This is a genomic window from Bowdeniella nasicola (assembly GCF_001907295.1).
Lineage (GTDB): Bacteria > Actinomycetota > Actinomycetes > Actinomycetales > Actinomycetaceae > Bowdeniella > Bowdeniella nasicola.
In genome coordinates this window covers 39,978-56,406 of the sequence record NZ_MQVR01000006.1, presented here as the reverse complement: position 1 = coordinate 56,406, position 16,429 = coordinate 39,978, and the positions used below count along the sequence as shown (strand labels likewise).

Sequence of the window (16,429 nt, the reverse complement as noted above, 5' to 3'; positions counted from 1 at the left end):
AACACCGGTGGTCGTCCCATGGTCAGGTCCTCCTGCTCTCAGACGCCGATCATGCCCTCATAACCGGTCTGCCAGAAAGCATGACGCGGGACAATGTCACCTTATCGAGCATGTGGGTTTAGACTGAGTCGACCTCCCTAATAGACATTTCAGAGAGTTCTTGTTGCGCATGCTCCTCAAGCTTTATCGCAGATATTTGGCCGAGCACCGTAACGCGTTGATCTTTATCGTCATCTTCCAACTGCTGCAGACGGCCTCCGCCCTCATGTTGCCCACGCTCAGCGCTGACATCATCGATAACGGTGTCCTGCAGGGCGATGTCGGCTATATCTGGCGAATCGGCGCCTGGATGCTTGCACTGTCGGCCGTGCAGATCGTCGCGACGGTCCTCGCGGTTCGGCTCGGCGCGCGCACCGCGGCCGAGGCTGGCCGGTCCACCCGGCGCGACGTCTTTGGGCACGTACAGAATTTTGCGACGCCCGATATCTCCGTCTTCGGCGCGCCCTCGCTGGTCACGCGCGCCACGAACGACGTCCAGCAGGTCCAGATGCTGCTGAACTTCCTGCTCTCGATCGTCGTCATGGCTCCGGTCATGGCGATCGGCGGCGTCATCATGGCGGTCCGGCAGGATGCGACGCTCTCCCTGCTGCTCGTCGTCGCCGTGCCGCTGCTCGCCGTCGTCATGGTCATCGGCATGATCAAGCTGCGCCCGATGTTCCAGGTGATGCAAAAGAAGATCGACGGAGTCAACCGCATCATGCGCGAACAGCTCACGGGCGTGCGCGTCATCCGCGCCTTCGTCCAGCAGCGCGAAGAGCACCAACGTTTCATGGGCGTGAACACCGAACTGCGCGACGTCGCGCTGAAGACCGGCTACGTCATGGCCTGGCTGTTCCCGTCGGTCAACGTCGTGATCGGGATTTCCTCGGTCGCCGTCGTCTGGTTCGGCGGGCTGCGGATCGACTCGGGCGATATGCAGATCGGTTCGCTCGTCGCGTTCCTGTCCTACATCATGCAGATCTTCATGGCCGTCATGCTCGGCTCCTTCATCCTCATGATGGCCCCGCGCGGCGAAGTCTCCGCCGGACGCATCCTTCAGGTGCTCGAGCACGAACCCGCGATCCACAACCCGAAGCAGACGAGGCCGCTGCCCGCTAAGCGGCTCACCTTCGAGCTCGCCGACGTCTCCGTGCGCTACCCGGACGCGCAACGCCGGGTCCTCGGCAATATTGATCTGACGCTCAAACCTGGCACGACGACCGCCGTCATCGGGGCGACGGGTTCGGGCAAGTCGACGCTCGTCAACCTCTTCCCGCGCCTCATGGACATCACCGCGGGGCGGATCTCGGCCGGCGGCATCAGCTACGCCGATCTCGACCTCGCCGAGCTGCGGCAGCGGATCGCGCTCGTGCCCCAAAAGGCATACTTGTTCTCCGGCACCGTGCGCTCCACGCTCAAACTCGCGAACCCCAATGCCAGCGACGAACAGCTCTGGGAGGCGCTGCGCATCGCGCAGGCCGATGACTTCATCGCCGCAAACGATGCGGGCCTCGACGCCGAAGTCGACCAGGGCGGCTACAACTTCTCCGGCGGCCAGCGCCAGCGCCTGACGATCGCGAGGGCGCTCGTGCGAGACGCCGACCTGTATATCTTCGACGACTCCTTCTCCGCGCTCGATACCGCGACCGAGGCGCGGCTGCACACGGCGCTGCGAGGCGCGATCGGCGATGCGGCCCAGCTCATCGTCGCGCAGCGCGTCTCCTCGGTGCGCACCGCCGATGCGATCGTCGTCCTCGATGAGGGGCACATCGTCGGCTACGGCACGCACGATGAGCTCATCGAGACCTGCGAGACCTACCAAGAGATCGCCAGTTCCCAGCACGCGATGGAGGAAAGCGCATGAGAGCCGTCGTCGACCCCATGCGCCGCTCGCGCGATGTGCGCGGCGCCGTCAAACGCACCGTCGCCTACCTGCGTCCCGAACGCGCGAAGCTGATCGTCGTCGTCGCCATCATGGTGGTCTCGGTGACCGCGCAAGTCCTTGGCCCGAAGATCCTCGGGCAGGCGACGAATATCGTCGTCGCGGGCATGATCGGCCGGCAGCTGCCGAAGGGAATGACCGCCGATCAGGTCATCGCGGGACTGCGCGGCGCGGGCCAAGACCGCATGGCCGACACCCTGTCGACGATGGACTTCACACCTGGCGTCGGGGTGGATACGAGCGCGCTCGGGCGCACGCTCCTGCTTGCGCTCGCCCTGTACGTCATCTCGGCGCTGCTCATGTGGCTCTCCTCGCGCCTCATCGCGCAGATCGTCCAAAACTCGGGCTTTCGGCTGCGTGCCGAGGTCAATCAGACGATCGACGAGCTGCCGCTGGCTTACCTCGATTCGCATGCGCGCGGCGACATGCTCTCGCGCGTGACGAACGATATCGACAACCTCACGCAGACGCTGCAGCAGTCGCTCAGCCAGGTCATCAATTCCCTTCTCGCGGTCGTCGGGATCCTGTCGATGATGCTCTGGATCAGCTGGGAGCTCTCACTGGTCGCGCTCGTCGTCGTGCCGCTTGCCATCATCTCCACGGCGATCATCGCCAAGCGTGCCCAGCCGCATTTCGGCACCCAGTGGCGCGCCACCGGCGAGGTCGGCGCAACGGTCGAAGAGTCCTTCACGGGCCACGAGATCATCGCCGCCTACGGTCTGCAGGCCGCCTCGGAGGCGGACTTTGCGAAGCACAACGACGAGCTCGGTCACGCGGTCTACCGCTCGCAGTTCATCTCCGGCACGATCATGCCGACAATGAGCCTGCTGTCGAACCTGTCCTACGTCCTCATCGCCGTCGTCGGCGGCATTAGGATCGCGAACGGGCAGATGAGCGTCGGCGACATTCAGGCGTTCTTGCAATACTCGCGCCAGTTCAACCAGCCGCTCGCGCAGCTCGGCTCGATGGTCAGCCTCATCCAGTCCGGCGCCGCATCGGCCGAACGCATCTTCGACCTGCTCGACGCTAAGCGGCAGCGACCCGACACCCACGCGGCACACCTGGCCGAGAACGCCCGCGGCGTCGAATTCGACCACGTGCGGTTTTCCTACGTGCCCGGCCGCGAGGTCATCCGCGACCTGTCGCTGTCCGTGTCGCCGGGCCAGACCGTCGCTATCGTCGGGCCGACCGGCGCGGGCAAGACGACGCTCGTCAACCTGCTCATGCGGTTCTACGAGGTCGACTCCGGCGAGATCCGGATCGACGACGTCAACATCGCCGACGTCGACCGCGACGAGCTGCGCGGCCGCTTCGGCATGGTGTTGCAGGACACGTGGCTGTTCGAGGGCACGGTCGCGGACAATATCGCCTTCGGCAAGGCCGGGGCGAGCCGCGCCGACGTCGAAGAGGCGGCCCGCAACACCGGCGTCGACGCGATGATCCGCACCCTGCCGGAGGGCTATGACACCGTCATCTCCGAGGAAGCCGAGACGATCTCGACGGGCGAAAAGCAGCTCATCACGATCGCGCGCGCGTTCCCCGCCGACCCGCAGATCCTCATCCTCGACGAGGCGACCAGCTCGGTCGATACGCGCACCGAGATGCTCGTCCAGCAGGCGATGACGACGCTGCGCCAGGGGCGCACGGGCTTCATCATCGCGCACCGCCTGTCGACGATCCGCGACGCCGATGTCATCGTCGTGATGAAAGACGGCGACGTCGTCGAGGCCGGCAACCACGACTCGCTGGTGAAGCAGGGCGGCCACTACGCCGCGCTCTACCAGGCGCAGTTCGCGGGCACCGGGGCCGACGAGTAGCACAGGCGGCCTGCCCCTCGAGGGCGGGTGTGCCAAGCTAAAGACGTGAGTTCACTAGGGTTGCGGCCGGGGCATTCAGATTACGCCCGCGCGACCCTCGCCCTGTTTTGCCTCGGGATCGCGGCCTTCGCGCAGCTGTACACCGTCCAGCCGCTGCTCGTGCCGATCGGTGAAGAGTTCGGCGTCGGCGCCGCGAATACGTCGTGGCTGATGTCGGCGGCGACCGCGGGCATCGCGCTCGCCGTCTTACCGATCGGGCACTATTCGGGCCGGTGGGGGCGCCGGCGCACAATGCTCATCGGCCTCGCCCTGGCCACGCTTGCCGGCCTCGGGCTCGTCCTGTCCCAGAACTTTCCGCTGCTCACCGCGATCCGTGCGCTGCAGGGTGCGGCGCTATCGACCGTGCTCGTCTCCGCAATGGCGTGGGTCATCGCGTCGGCGCATCCGTTTGCCGTCACCCGGCTCGGCGGGCTGTATATCGCGGGCACGACGGTCGGGGGCATGACGGGCCGACTCGTCGCGGGCTACGTCGCCGAGTTGGGCACGTGGCGCACCGGCGTCATCGCGGCGACGATCGTCGCGGCCGCGGCCGGGGGAGCGGCGCACCTGCTGCTGCCCGGCGGTGAGGTCTATGAGGATACGGGTGCCGTGGCCGACCAACCGGATCCGTATCGGCGCGCCCGGTTCGCGATGTATGCGATCGGCGGGCTCGGCATGGCGACCTTCGTCGGGATTTTCAACGTCATGGGCTACCGGCTCGCCGGGCCGCCATTCTTCGTCGGAACCGCGGTGACGTCGACGCTGTTTCTCACTTATCTCGCGGGAACCGCGACGTCGGCGGTCGCGGGTCGGGTGGCGGGGCGCATCGGGCTAAAGCCCGCTGTGCTCGTGGGGCTCGCTGTTGCGGCCGGTGGCGTCGCGCTCACGCTGGTCGACTCCATCGTCGTGATGTTTGCGGGGATGCTCGTCCTGTGCGCGGGATTCTTCCTCGCGCATGCGCTCGCGTCGTCGAACGCGGCGCGCTATTCGCTGCGGCCCGCGGCCGCATCATCGCGCTATTCGCTGTCGTATTACGCCGGATCCTCGATCGGTGGCGTGCTGCTCGGGTATGCGTGGGAGGGCGGCGGCTGGGTCGGAACCGTTGCGGGTGCCGCCGCCCTCCTAGCGCTCGCTGCGCTGATCGTCGTGGCTACCCCGAGGGCGGAGCCTAGTTCAGACCGCGCCGCGTCATAAGCGGGCCGACCTCGGGGTCGCGGCCGCGGAAGGCGAGGAAGGACTCGCGCGGGTCGCGGCTGTAGCCCCGGGAGAGGACCTCGCGACGCAACTGCTCGCCGGCTTCGGCGTTCAGGCCGCCGTCACCGTCCTTGTCGGCTTCGGTGCGGAACCACTCGTCGGTGTCGGCGTCGAGGACCTCGGCCCAGACGTAGGAGTAGTAGCCGGCGTCGTAGCCGCCACCGAACGTGTGATTGAAGAAGGCCGTGCGGTAGCGCGGCGGAACGACGTCGATCCCGAACTCGGAAAGGACACGCTCTTCGAAGGCCGCGACGTCCTCGACGCTCGTGGGGACCTCGTCGGGCGAGAGCCGGTGCCATGCCTGGTCGAGCAGGGCAGCGCCGAGGTATTCGCTCGTTCCGAAGCCCTCGCCGTAGGCGCCCATCGAGGTGAGCGTCTCGATGTATTCGGCCGGAATCTGCTCGCCGGTCTCGTAGTGGCGCGCGAAGTTTGCGATGACGTGCGGGTTGACCATCCACATCTCGTTCAGCTGCGAGGGGTATTCGACGAAATCGGCGGGGACCGACGTGCCGGACTGGCTCGGCCAGTGGACCTTCGACAGCAGGCCATGCAGGGCGTGGCCGAACTCGTGGAAGCAGGTGCGGACCTCATCCCAGGTCAGCAGCGTCGGGCCTTCCTTCGGCTTTTTCACGTTGAGGTCGTTCGTCACGACCGCGCAGTTATCGAGCAGCTCGGACTGGGAGACGAAGCCGCTCATCCACGCGCCGCCGCGTTTGCCATCGCGGGCGTAGTAGTCGGCGCTGAACATACCGATGCCGCTGCCATCGCGGTCGAAGACCTCCCACACCTTCGCGTCCGGCGTGTGGCCGGTGATATCCTCGCGCGGCGTGAACGTGAGGCCGTAGAGCTTGTTGGCGGCGAAGAAGACGCCCTTGTCGATGACGTTGTCCAGCAGCAGGTAGGGCTTGAGTGCCGCGTCATCGAGATTGAACTTTTCGGCGCGCAGCTTCTCCGAGTAATACGACCAGTCCGACGGCGCGAAGGCGCGGTCGGTATCGCGGGCCATGAGCTCGGCGAGTTCGGCGGCTTCCGCCTTGGCGTTACGGGCGGCGGGAGCGGCCATCGCGGTCAGGCGCTCCATGATCGCATCCGACCTGCCGGCGGCCGCGTCCTCGGCGTAATAGTCAGCGTGGTGCGCATAGCCGAGCAGCTGGGCACGCTCGGCGCGGGCGCGAGCGAGATCGAGGACGACCTGGCGCGTGTCGGTCTCCGCGTCGCCACCCCAGTTGCGGGTCGCCGAGGCTTCGAAGATCCGTGCGCGCGTCTCGGGGTTGTCGAGAGAGGCTGCGATCGGCTGCTGCGTCGTCGAGACGAGCGAAACCTTGTAGCTGCCATCGTCCTGTTTCAGTGCGGCGAGCTCAGCCTCGCTCAGGCCCGCGAGTTCGGCGGCGTCGGAGAACGTCGGGGCATGCGACTGGATGGCCTTGACGACCTTCTGGCCGAAGGCGGTCTGGAGCTTCGCGATCTGCGAGTTGAGTTCGCGTAGGCGGTCCTGGTCGGCGGCCTCGAGTTCGACGCCGTGGCGGCGGAAGCGCTTGAGGTAGGTGTTAAGCAGCCAGGAGGTTTCCAGGTCGAGGTCAGCGCCGGAGTCCGCGAGTTCCTCCAGGCGGGCGTAGATGCGCTTGTCCAGGTAGAACGCGTCCTGGTGGGAGCTCAGTTGCGGGAAGAATTCTTCTTCGAGCGCGTCGAAGGCATCGCCGCCGATGGATGATGCCTGGGAGAACAGGACGCCGAGGGCGCGCTCCAATAGCTGACCGGAGGCCTCAACCGGTTCCAGCACGCTTTCAACCGTCGCAGGCGACGTGTCGGTCGCGATTTTTTCCCATTCGGCGCGCTGCTCGGCGAAGCCTTCGGTGATCGCGGGAGCGATGTGCTCGATGCGGATCGCGGAAAAGTCGGGCATGCCGTACGGCAGCGAGGACGGTTGGGCGAGTGGATTCTCAGCAGAAAGTGACATGGGTCCCATCCTGGCATGCCACAGCTCACCGATCGAATAGCGCGCGTGGGTGTTCGCCCTCAGAGTGAAGAATCGCCGCGAGGTTCGGCGGCGTGAAGTTCGGCCCCTTGCCGACCTTGCCGTCGGAGCGCAGCATAGGCTTGCCGTCGGCGCCGAGTTTCGTGAGGTTGGAGCGGTGGATCTCGGCGATGACGTCATCGAGCGGGATATTGGCGAGGATCGCCATCCCGTAGATGACATAGGTGAGGTCGCCGAGCGCATCAGCGGTCGCGATGAGGTCGGCGTTCGTCGGGCCGATATCGATTGACTCGAAGGCCTCGCGTACCTTCTCACCGGCTTCGCGGCCCCGCACGGCCTCCACGAGTTCCGCGAACTCTTCGGCAATCAGGCGTAGCCGCATTGCCATATCGGGGTGGGTGACGGCCGGGGAGCCCGAGCCGATCACCATGGAGTAGACCTTGTGGAACTGGAGCACCATGTCGTACACCGTCGTCGGCATCGGTGGGTTCGTGGACGAAAAACTTTCCGGCGTGATCGATCCGATCCACGCGTCGAACTGCTGGTCCTTCAACGTCAGCAAGCCAGGGACGATCGCATGCATGGTGAACCCGAGCTTTTCGGCGACGCGGATCGACCCGACGTTTTCGGGGTTCACCTGGATGTGGACGTGGCTCAAGTTAAGTTCATCGAACGCGTGGGCGAGCAGGGCCCGGCCGGCTTCGACAACGTAGCCCTGGCCGCGAAAGTCGCGGTGACACCAGTACCCGATGCTGGCCGTCGAGCCGACCCGGTTGTGCAAATCGATCGCACACACGAGGTCGCCGTTGTTTGTGAACGCTAGAAATCCCGGTAGACCTTGGGCTTCGTTTTGCGGCACGAGCTCGCTAATGAAGTAGACCGCATCGTCCCGGGTGTAAGGATCGGGTACTTGAGTAAAACGTGCGATGGCCGGATCAGAGCAGGCATCGACGATCGCATCGACGTCATCAAGCGTCGGAGGACGTAGGGTCAATCGTTCGGTGCGTAGCTCGGTCATGAACCGAGCGTAGAGGAGATACGCAAAAGCGCGGACGATTTCTCGCCCGCGCTTCTTGCCTTAGGCCGCGACGGTCTTGATCTCGACGGCGTCGAGGTCCTCCCAGTCGAGGCCCAGCGGTTCACGCCATCCGCGTACCGCGTCCCGGATCGCCTGGTAGGCGATTCCCGAGGCGCGACGTCCGGTCGCGTGGTCAACGATTTGCACTGTGTTCGTCATCTTCATCATTCCTTCTGAGTCTTCGAGTCACACCACCGTGGTGTGCAGTGCGACAGGTACCGTCTTGTGGTGACGGGGGAGCCGGTCAGCCCGTTGTCCTCGGCTGCGCGGTGGGCTTCCGAACTAGCCAAATCGGCGCCAAGACAACTGTGACAATTTACCAGACCCTGCCGGTATCCGCAAGAGGGTCACGCCGACCACAGATGCGTCGAGAGATAGCTGCGCCACGGAGCGCATCGCTCAGCCCAGGCAGTGAGGCCTTTGGCGTCGTGCGGGAGACCAAGCCGCCTCGCCCCGGCTCTCAGTGCGCTATCACCGGCGAGGAGCACATCGGGCTCGCCAAGGACTCGCATCCGTACGTAGTCGGCGGTCCATGGTCCGATTCCCCGGCGATTCAGCAGCCGCGCGCGCAGGTCGTGGCTGTCATCGTCGCGCGTGATCGTGAGCGAGCCATCTGCAAGGGCGCGAGCGCTGTCAATGACTGCGTCGATCCGTGCGCGAGGCCCGCGAAGAACCTCGCTGCCTCGCTCCGCGATCGCCTCCATGGTCGGAAACATCCGGTGGAGATCGTCGTCCGCACCGGTCATGGGCTCTCCTAGGTGCGTTACTAGCGTGGTGAGGGTTGAGCGCGCTTGGGCGACCGAAATTTGCTGCCCGATGATGGTGCGGATCAGGAGCTCGTGTGGATCCACCGTGCCGGATAGCCGAATGCCGGGGCACCGGGAGATCAGGGGAGCGATCTCGGGTTGGGAACGAAGAGCGTAGTCGATGACGCGCGAGTCGGCATCGAGGTCGAACAGTCGGCGCACGCGAGTGATGAGTTCGGCTGTGTCGTGCGAATCCGACAGTACGGCGTCCAGTACCAGGTGGGTGGGAGACGAGGGGAGGACGCGCACCTCAAACCAGGCTGGCCCGCCTGGAAGCCGCACGGTTCGGCTGTAACGAGTCTGGCCGGCCTTCTCCATTCCTGTGATGGCACGATACGCGAGCCACTGGAACACGCCCCGGGAATCAGAGGGGGTGTGGGTCTGTAGCGTGCGCCGCACACGGATCGATGGTGGGCTCATACGTGGACACTACTTAATCCGCTGGGGCGGTGGTGAGAGGAGAAACACAAAAGGCCCGGAGTCAAATTCCGAGCCTTTTGTCGTGCTGTGCGCGAGGGGGGACTTGAACCCCCACCTTCTAATACGAAGACTAGCACCTCAAGCTAGCGCGTCTACCTATTCCGCCACCCGCGCGGGTTGCTTTGTTGCTTCAACAGCGTGATCGAATCTAGCACGTTATCGAGCCCGAAACGAAATCGAGTCCGCGTGATGCCCGCCACGACTTCGGGCGGCTAGGCTAACCGCATGACACACGCGAGTGAGCCGGTAGCGCGGCCCGAGGATGAAGTCGTCGAGATTTGCCGCCATCTCATCCAGATCGACACGTCGAACTATGGCGACAACGCCGGGATCGTCGAGCGGCCCGCTGCGGAATATGTCGCAGAGCTCCTCGAAGAGGTCGGACTGGAAACGACGGTCTACGAATCCTCCAAGGGGCGTACCTCCGTCTTTACCCGTTTCGAGGGCACGGACTCGTCGCGTCCAGCGCTCGTGCTGCACGGTCATACCGACGTCGTGCCCGCAGCCGCCGAGGACTGGCAGGTCCACCCGTTTTCCGGCGAGGTCAAAGACGGCCTGATCTGGGGCCGCGGCGCCGTCGACATGAAAAACATGGTCGCGATCATGCTCGCGGTCGTGCGATACATGAAGCGCACCGGCATCAAGCCCAAGCGCGATGTGATCCTCGCGTTCTTCGCCGACGAAGAGGCCGGTTCGAAGTGGGGCGGGCACTGGATCGTTGACCACCACCCGGAGATCTTCGACGGCGCGACCGAAGCGATCGGTGAAGTCGGCGGGTATTCGACGATGGTCGCGGGCAAACGCGTCTACCTGCTGCAAACGGCCGAAAAAGGTCTGCAGTGGCTGAACCTCATCGCGTCCGGCAGGGCGGGCCACGGCTCGCAGATCAACGAAGACAATGCGATCACCCGCCTCGCGGGCGCTATCCACCGCATCGGCAACCACGCGTGGCCCCTGCACCTGACAGACACCGTGCGCCAACTGCTCGATGGCGTCGCGGACCTCACCGGCATGACGTGGGATGAGGAAGATGAAGAGACGATCTGGCCGCTCATCGAGGCGCTCGGACCCGCAAAAACTTTTGTGGGCGCAACGCTTCGCACCGGGTCCAACCCGACGCAACTGTCGGCCGGGTACAAGGCCAACGTCATCCCGACCGCCGCGCAGGCCACCATTGATGTCCGGCCGATCCCCGGCACCGAAGAAGAGATGATGGCGACGCTCAAAAACCTCGCGGGCCCGGGCATCGATATCGTGCCCGAGACGCAAGACATCGGCCTCGAGGTGCCGTTCAGCGGCGAGCTCGTCGACACGATGGTCGACATGATCGGCCGACATGACCCGGACGCGACCGTCCTGCCGTACATGCTCTCGGCGGGAACGGACAACAAGTCGCTGTCGCTGCTCGGAATCCGGGGTTATGGCTTCACTCCGCTGCAGCTACCCGCCGACCTCGATTTTCCGGCGATGTTCCACGGCGTTGACGAGCGCGTGCCGATCTCGGCGCTGGAGTTCGGCTGCCGCGTCCTGCTGGATCTGCTGCAGGAAGCGTAAGCCAAGTAAAGCTCTCGCATTTCGCTTGCTGCCCGGATAGGCTCGGGTTATGGCTACAGATCCTCGCGCAGCACTAGATCGGCTCATCGCCGCCTTCGAATCGCACTTCCAGGCTGCTGCCGCAGCGCAGGACCCGGACGCAGCATCCGTCACCAGCGCAGCGAACACGTTGGAAGACGCGTTCCTCACCTACGACGATGCCCTCATGACGACGTTCGACGTCGACGTGCCGCTCGATACCTACAGCGACGCGGACGACTTCGACGATGATGACGACGATGATGACGATGATGACTTCGACGACGACGAAGACTTCGACGATGATGACCTCGACGATCTCGATTTCGACGACGAGGACCTAGTCGAAGAGGACTACGAGGACGATCAGTCTAAGGCGAAGAACCGCTAGAGTTCGGACGCCTCCGACAGCGCTTCGCGGATCTGATTGGGTAGCTCGAAATCTCCCGCCAACAGCGGACGCAACTGCGCTGCCGTGCGCGGTCCCACCAGGATCGAGGAGACGGCCTCGTGTGCCTGCGCCCACGCGGCAGCAACCTGCAGGGGCGGCACATCAAGGCCCTGCGCCGCCGTCGCCACTGCCTCGATAATTCCGGAATACCGCTGCGATAGGTACGGCTCGACATAGGCGGCCAGGTGCGCCGTCGCCGCCCGCGAATCTGCCGGCACCGTGTGACGGTACTTGCCCGTCAGCACGCCGCGGCCAAGGCCCGCCCACCCGATGAACCCGGCGCCAAGCGCCTGACACGCGGGCAGCAGCTCATCTTCCGCGGCGCGGTGCACGAGCGAGTATTCCGACTGGACGAGCGCGAGCGGGGTCGATAGCGCGCCGGCGAGGTATCCCACCTGCCACGCCGCAAAATTCGAGAGCCCGACGTAATGCGCGCGGCCCGAGGCAACAATATGCTCCAGGGCGCCCGCCACCTCGTCGAGCTCGGTGTACGGGTCCGGCGCCTGGACGAGGAACAGGTCGACGGTCGAGGTCCCGAGGCGCTGCAGGGAATCGTCGAGCGAATCGATGAGCGTTCGGCGGGAGGCATCGAGGCGGACCTTGCCCGAGCGGTCGACGCTCACCCCGCCCTTTGTCATAAGGATGACGTCGCGCCGGTCGACGACCTTACCGATGAGTTCACCGATGAGATCTTCCGCACCGCCCTGGCCGTAGCCGGGCGCGGTATCGAGCAGCGACCCGCCGACGTCGAGGAACTCGGTCAGCAGGTCCTTTGCCTCATGTTCGTCGGTATCCGAACCCCACGTCATCGTCCCCAGACCGAGGGCAGACAGATGTAATCCCGTGCGACCAAGTCGGCGATGTTCCATACCTTGTACGGTAGCGGGTGCGCGGCAATGCGGGGTAGCTGGCGTACCCTGAACTCCATGAGTTGGTTCGAAGCCATCATTCTTGGCCTGGTCCAGGGCCTCACGGAATTCCTCCCGATCTCCTCATCCGCGCACCTGCGGATCGTCGGCGACCTCATGGGCGGACGCGATCCCGGCGCGGCCTTCACCGCGATCACGCAGATCGGGACGGAGGCAGCCGTCGTGCTGTATTTCCGGCACAAGATCTGGGCCGTCATCAAGGCCTGGTTCGGGGCGCTGCCAATCGGGCCGTGGAAGAACACGGTTTCGCGCACCGATCCCGACGCCAAGATGGGCTGGTATGTCATCTTCGGCTCGATCCCGATCGTCGTCCTTGGCGTGCTGCTCGAGTCCTTCATCGACACCAACTTCCGCAACCTGTACATCACCGCGGCGATGCTCGCGATCTTCGGCATCTTCATGGGGCTCGCCGATAAGTTTTCGCGACGCGAAAAAGAACTGACGCAGCTGAACGCCAAGGACGCGACGATCTTCGGTTTCGCGCAGGCGCTCGCCCTCGTGCCCGGCGTATCACGCTCCGGCGGCACCATCACCGCAGGCCTGCTCATGGGCTATAACCGCAAGGCAGCCGCCGACTACTCCTTCCTCCTCGCGATCCCCGCAGTGCTCGGCTCGGGCTTTTACAAGCTGTTCAAAGACGGCCTATCCGAGGATGCGGCCGTCGGCCTTGGGCCGACGCTGGTGGCAACACTCGTGGCGTTCGTCGTCGCCTACGTCGTGATCGTCTGGTTCTTGAAGCTCATCCAAACGCACTCGTTCCAGCCGTTCGTCATCTACCGCGTCGTCCTCGCGATTGTCGTCGTGGTCCTCATCCTGGCAGGAGTCGTGCACGCCTACCCGGTAGGCTGAGGGCGTGGAATCTTGGCGCTCTCCTCACGTCCCTGACCTCGCCCATGAGGCACCCGCACCCGTCCGGCTCGGCCCGGATGGCGAAATCCCCGAGACGCAGGTGCGACTGTACGTCTGTGGCATCACGCCCTATGACGCGACGCATCTCGGGCATGCGGCCACGTATCTGACCTTTGACTCGCTCGTGCGGACGCTGCGCGCGGGCGGGCACGAGGTCACCTACGTCCAAAACGTCACCGATATCGACGACCCGCTGCTGGAGCGGGCCGAGAAGATTGGCGTCGACTGGCGCGAGCTCGCGACGAGTCAGATTGATTTGTTCCGCTCCGACATGACGAACCTGCGGGTGCTCGCGCCCGACCACTACGTTGGCGCCGTCGAGTCGATCGACCTCGTCGTGCAGGCCGTCGAACGGATGGGGGATACCTACCGCCTCGCCGATGCGGCCGCGGGATCCGATGACGTCTACGCCGATGTGAGCGCCGACGAGCGCTTCGGCGAGGTCTCGGGTTTCAGCCGCGAGGAGATGCTCGACGTCTTCGCCAAGCGCGGCGGCGATCCCGAGCGCGCCGGCAAGCGCGACGCGCTCGACCCGCTGTTGTGGCGCGGCAAGCGCGAGGGCGAACCCGACTGGGATGGACAGAGCCTTGTCGCGGGCCGGCCCGGCTGGCATATCGAATGTGCCGCGATCGGCGAGCACTACCTCGGCGGCGCGCCGACGATCGTCGGCGGCGGCTCCGACCTCCTGTTCCCGCACCACGAGATGAGCGCGATGCACCTGCGCTCGATGGGATACGAGGACAGCGCGCTGTACCTGCACGCCGGCATGATCGGCTACGAGGGCGAAAAGATGAGCAAATCGCTCGGCAACCTCGTGCTCGTCTCCAAGCTCGTCGAGCAGGGCGTCGACCCGCGCGTCGTGCGTCTCGCGATGCTTGACCACCACTACGCCGACGACCACCACTGGACGGATGCCGACCTCGAACGCGCCAGCGAGCGGCTCGCCGCCTACCAGCAGGCCGTGAAGGACCGTCGCGAAGGCGGCGCGATGACGGCGCTCGTCGTCCACGACTGTATGACCGACGACCTCGATACCCCGGCCGCCCTGTGGGCGCTCGATGCCTGGGCCGCGGGCGATGCCCCGCGCGTCGCGGGCGGCGATCAGCGCGAGGAAATCGCCGATCTACTCACGACCGTCGACGCGCTCCTCGGCATCTGCCTCATCGGCGGACCGTTCGATACCGCCTGCGGGTGCCTCGAGAGCCTCTGAGCCCGGCACGAGCCGCGCGGTAAGGAGGCGTTCGACGCCGCCCTGCGGCAACGGCAGCATGTCGCTGCCGAACTCGGGGCAGAACCGCTTAAACGAGCACCACGGGCACAGCGGAGTGCGGCGCGGCCGGAACTCGCCGCGCGTCGCCGCATCTTCGATGCTCGCCCAGATCCCGAGGATCTCACGCTCCATCGCCTCGAGATCGTCCTGCCACGGGTCGAGCGTGAGGATCTGGCCGTCAGCGAGGTAAACGAGCTGTAGCCGGGCCGGAATCGTGCCGGTCAGGCGCCAGACCATGAGAGCATAAAACCGCATCTGGAACAGCGCCTCGGACGTGTACTGCGGGCGCGGGGATTTGCCGGACTTATAGTCGACGATGCGCATGCGGCCATCGGGTGCGACGTCGACCCGGTCGATAAAACCGCGCAGCAACACGCCGTCGCCGACCCCGACCTCAAGAAAGCGTTCGCGCGCCGCGGGCGCGAGGTTTTCGGGGCGCTCGATCCGGAAATAGTTTTCCACCAGCGCGCGGGCCTCCGACAGCCACGTCGCGAGCTCATCGGGCGTCGCAAACAGGGCCTCGATGCGCGGGTTACGCGTGCGCAGTTCCTCCCACTGCGTCGGCAGCAGCGAGACCGCGTGGTCGACGGTGCGTTCGGGCGGCGGCGCGTCGTAGAGCCGCTCCAAGACGGCGTGCACGAGGGTGCCTTTGGCCGCGTCCGGTGAGGGCGGCTCGGGCAGGCGGTCGACCGTGCGGTAGCGGAACAGCAGCGGGCACTGCAAGAAATCCTTGGCGCGGGAAGGGGAGAGGGCCGAACGAGACATGCAGCCACCCTAACCCCCGGATGCGGCCAGGGCGGGTGCGATCTAGTAGCGTCGCCTTGTGAATATTTCCGATGCTCTCGATATGGCAGGCCGCCGCGGCCCGATCCGCGCCGGTGAACGCGTCCAGCTGACCGACTATAAGGGCAAGGTCCACACGATCGTCTTGCACGAAGATGGACACTTCCACTCCCACCGCGGGAGCTTCGCCCACGCGGAGATCATCGGCTGTGAGGACGGGTCGGTCATCACGACGTCGATCGGCTACGACTACCTCGTGCTGCGTCCGCTGCTCACCGACTATGTCCTCGGGATGCCGCGCGGCGCGGCCGTCATCTATCCGAAGGATGCGGCGCTCATCATCGGGCAGGCCGATATTTTCCCGGGCGCGACCGTCGTCGAAGCCGGCGTCGGCTCGGGCGCCCTGTCGATGAGCCTGCTGCGCGCGATCGGGGAGGGCGGGCGCCTCATCTCGGTCGAGCGACGCGCCGACTTCGCCGAGATCGCACGCCTGAACGTCGACCAGTGGTTCGGGCGGCGCCACCCGGCGTGGGACGTGCGCGAAGGCGACCTCGCCGACGTGCTCTTTGAGCTCGAGGAGCGCAGCGTCGACCGGATCGTGCTCGACATGCTCGCGCCGTGGGAGAACATCGACGCGGCCTCACACGCGCTCATCGCGGGCGGCCTCATCCTCGCCTATGTCGCGACGACGACGCAGCTATCGCGCTTCGTCGAAGAGCTGCGCGATACCGAGGGCTACACCGAGCCGCGCGCCTTCGAGACGATGCTACGCACGTGGCACCTGGAGGGCCTTGCCGTGCGGCCTGATCACCGCATGGTCGGCCACACCGGCTTCCTCGTCACCGCGCGCAAGCTCGCGCCCGGCACACTCACGCCCCGCCGCCACCGTCGACCCGCGAAGGGCGCGTATGCGGGCGAGGGCGTGTGGGATCCGGCAGAGCTCGGCGAAAAGCCCGTCGCCGAACGCAAGATCCGACGCGTCACCCGCGACCTGAAGGCACGCGGCGAGTTCCTCGAGTCGCTGCGTCGGGCCGACGAGACATAACCAACAGCCGCGAGCCGAGTAAGCCCGCGAAACGCCCACG

At 65.5% G+C, this 16,429-nt stretch carries 14 protein-coding genes and 1 tRNA gene; 8 read left to right on the top strand and 7 right to left on the bottom strand.

Annotated elements, in window-relative coordinates; genetic code table 11:
• Window positions 1-169: 169 nt before the first annotated feature.
• The 3 genes from BSZ39_RS02015 to BSZ39_RS02005 are packed head-to-tail and all read left to right on the top strand — an operon-like array spanning window position 170 to window position 5,031.
• Complete coding sequence (locus BSZ39_RS02015) at window positions 170-1,903, top strand: ABC transporter ATP-binding protein (RefSeq protein ID WP_073715723.1); 1,734 nt, start codon at window positions 170-172, stop codon at window positions 1,901-1,903.
• On the top strand, window positions 1,900-3,798 hold the full coding sequence (locus BSZ39_RS02010; protein ID WP_073715722.1) for an ABC transporter ATP-binding protein: 1,899 nt from the start codon (window positions 1,900-1,902) through the stop codon (window positions 3,796-3,798). The genes BSZ39_RS02015 and BSZ39_RS02010 overlap by 4 nt, the downstream gene beginning before the upstream one ends.
• A 45-nt stretch (window positions 3,799-3,843) precedes the next feature.
• Window positions 3,844-5,031 (top strand): MFS transporter, encoded by a 1,188-nt coding sequence (locus BSZ39_RS02005; RefSeq protein WP_158025066.1) that lies wholly within the window; start codon window positions 3,844-3,846, stop codon window positions 5,029-5,031.
• Here BSZ39_RS02005 and BSZ39_RS02000 read toward each other — a convergent pair.
• The 5 genes from BSZ39_RS02000 to BSZ39_RS01985 form a co-directional block, all read right to left on the bottom strand.
• Window positions 5,006-7,048: a M3 family metallopeptidase gene (locus BSZ39_RS02000; protein ID WP_222842837.1), complete on the bottom strand. Its 2,043-nt coding sequence runs from the start codon at window positions 7,046-7,048 to the stop codon at window positions 5,006-5,008. The two genes, BSZ39_RS02005 and BSZ39_RS02000, sit on opposite strands and share 26 nt — an antisense overlap.
• 25 nt (window positions 7,049-7,073) lie before the next feature.
• Complete coding sequence (locus tag BSZ39_RS01995) at window positions 7,074-8,084, bottom strand: GNAT family N-acetyltransferase (protein WP_073715719.1); 1,011 nt, start codon at window positions 8,082-8,084, stop codon at window positions 7,074-7,076.
• A 60-nt stretch (window positions 8,085-8,144) separates the two neighbouring features.
• Window positions 8,145-8,303 (bottom strand): hypothetical protein, encoded by a 159-nt coding sequence (locus tag BSZ39_RS13815; protein ID WP_158025065.1) that lies wholly within the window; start codon window positions 8,301-8,303, stop codon window positions 8,145-8,147.
• Between the two features lie 188 nt (window positions 8,304-8,491).
• Entirely contained in the window at window positions 8,492-9,370 is an 879-nt protein-coding gene (locus BSZ39_RS01990; RefSeq protein ID WP_083602861.1) for a DNA-3-methyladenine glycosylase family protein, read from the bottom strand.
• A gap of 88 nt (window positions 9,371-9,458) precedes the next feature.
• A tRNA-Leu gene (locus BSZ39_RS01985) sits at window positions 9,459-9,544 on the bottom strand.
• Between the two features lie 111 nt (window positions 9,545-9,655).
• Between BSZ39_RS01985 and BSZ39_RS01980 the strand changes: the two genes are divergently transcribed.
• Both BSZ39_RS01980 and BSZ39_RS14020 read left to right on the top strand, forming a co-directional pair.
• Window positions 9,656-10,984: a M20/M25/M40 family metallo-hydrolase gene (locus BSZ39_RS01980; protein ID WP_073715717.1), complete on the top strand. Its 1,329-nt coding sequence runs from the start codon at window positions 9,656-9,658 to the stop codon at window positions 10,982-10,984.
• A gap of 49 nt (window positions 10,985-11,033) precedes the next feature.
• Window positions 11,034-11,393: a hypothetical protein gene (locus tag BSZ39_RS14020; protein WP_083602860.1), complete on the top strand. Its 360-nt coding sequence runs from the start codon at window positions 11,034-11,036 to the stop codon at window positions 11,391-11,393.
• Here the strand turns inward: BSZ39_RS14020 and BSZ39_RS01970 are convergent.
• Entirely contained in the window at window positions 11,390-12,322 is a 933-nt protein-coding gene (locus BSZ39_RS01970; RefSeq protein WP_073715716.1) for an aldo/keto reductase, read from the bottom strand. The genes BSZ39_RS14020 and BSZ39_RS01970 overlap by 4 nt on opposite strands.
• Window positions 12,323-12,379: 57 nt before the next feature.
• Here BSZ39_RS01970 and BSZ39_RS01965 point away from each other — a divergent pair, with 57 nt between their 5' ends.
• Window positions 12,380-13,231, top strand: a complete 852-nt coding sequence (locus tag BSZ39_RS01965) for an undecaprenyl-diphosphate phosphatase (protein WP_073715715.1) — start codon at window positions 12,380-12,382, stop codon at window positions 13,229-13,231.
• Between the two features lie 4 nt (window positions 13,232-13,235).
• Window positions 13,236-14,501: a cysteine--1-D-myo-inosityl 2-amino-2-deoxy-alpha-D-glucopyranoside ligase gene (mshC, locus tag BSZ39_RS01960; protein WP_073715714.1), complete on the top strand. Its 1,266-nt coding sequence runs from the start codon at window positions 13,236-13,238 to the stop codon at window positions 14,499-14,501.
• Here the strand turns inward: mshC and BSZ39_RS01955 are convergent.
• Window positions 14,415-15,326, bottom strand: coding sequence for a RecB family exonuclease (locus BSZ39_RS01955; RefSeq protein WP_083602859.1), 912 nt, complete (start codon window positions 15,324-15,326; stop codon window positions 14,415-14,417). The genes mshC and BSZ39_RS01955 overlap by 87 nt on opposite strands.
• Window positions 15,327-15,384: 58 nt before the next feature.
• Between BSZ39_RS01955 and BSZ39_RS01950 the strand changes: the two genes are divergently transcribed.
• Window positions 15,385-16,389 carry a tRNA (adenine-N1)-methyltransferase gene (locus tag BSZ39_RS01950; protein ID WP_342741792.1) on the top strand — a complete coding sequence of 335 codons (1,005 nt, stop codon included), beginning with the start codon at window positions 15,385-15,387 and terminating at the stop codon, window positions 16,387-16,389.
• Window positions 16,390-16,429 lie beyond the last annotated feature (40 nt).

Coding starts and splice junctions, on each gene's coding strand:
- BSZ39_RS01970 (WP_073715716.1), bottom strand. CDS start 12,322: ATGGAACATCGCCGACTTGGTCGCACGGGATTACATCTGTCTGCCCTC.
- BSZ39_RS13815 (WP_158025065.1), bottom strand. CDS start 8,303: ATGACGAACACAGTGCAAATCGTTGACCACGCGACCGGACGTCGCGCC.
- BSZ39_RS01955 (WP_083602859.1), bottom strand. CDS start 15,326: ATGTCTCGTTCGGCCCTCTCCCCTTCCCGCGCCAAGGATTTCTTGCAG.
- BSZ39_RS01980 (WP_073715717.1), top strand. CDS start 9,656: ATGACACACGCGAGTGAGCCGGTAGCGCGGCCCGAGGATGAAGTCGTC.
- BSZ39_RS02015 (WP_073715723.1), top strand. CDS start 170: ATGCTCCTCAAGCTTTATCGCAGATATTTGGCCGAGCACCGTAACGCG.
- BSZ39_RS14020 (WP_083602860.1), top strand. CDS start 11,034: ATGGCTACAGATCCTCGCGCAGCACTAGATCGGCTCATCGCCGCCTTC.
- BSZ39_RS01990 (WP_083602861.1), bottom strand. CDS start 9,370: ATGAGCCCACCATCGATCCGTGTGCGGCGCACGCTACAGACCCACACC.
- BSZ39_RS02000 (WP_222842837.1), bottom strand. CDS start 7,048: ATGTCACTTTCTGCTGAGAATCCACTCGCCCAACCGTCCTCGCTGCCG.
- BSZ39_RS01995 (WP_073715719.1), bottom strand. CDS start 8,084: ATGACCGAGCTACGCACCGAACGATTGACCCTACGTCCTCCGACGCTT.
- BSZ39_RS01965 (WP_073715715.1), top strand. CDS start 12,380: ATGAGTTGGTTCGAAGCCATCATTCTTGGCCTGGTCCAGGGCCTCACG.
- BSZ39_RS02010 (WP_073715722.1), top strand. CDS start 1,900: ATGAGAGCCGTCGTCGACCCCATGCGCCGCTCGCGCGATGTGCGCGGC.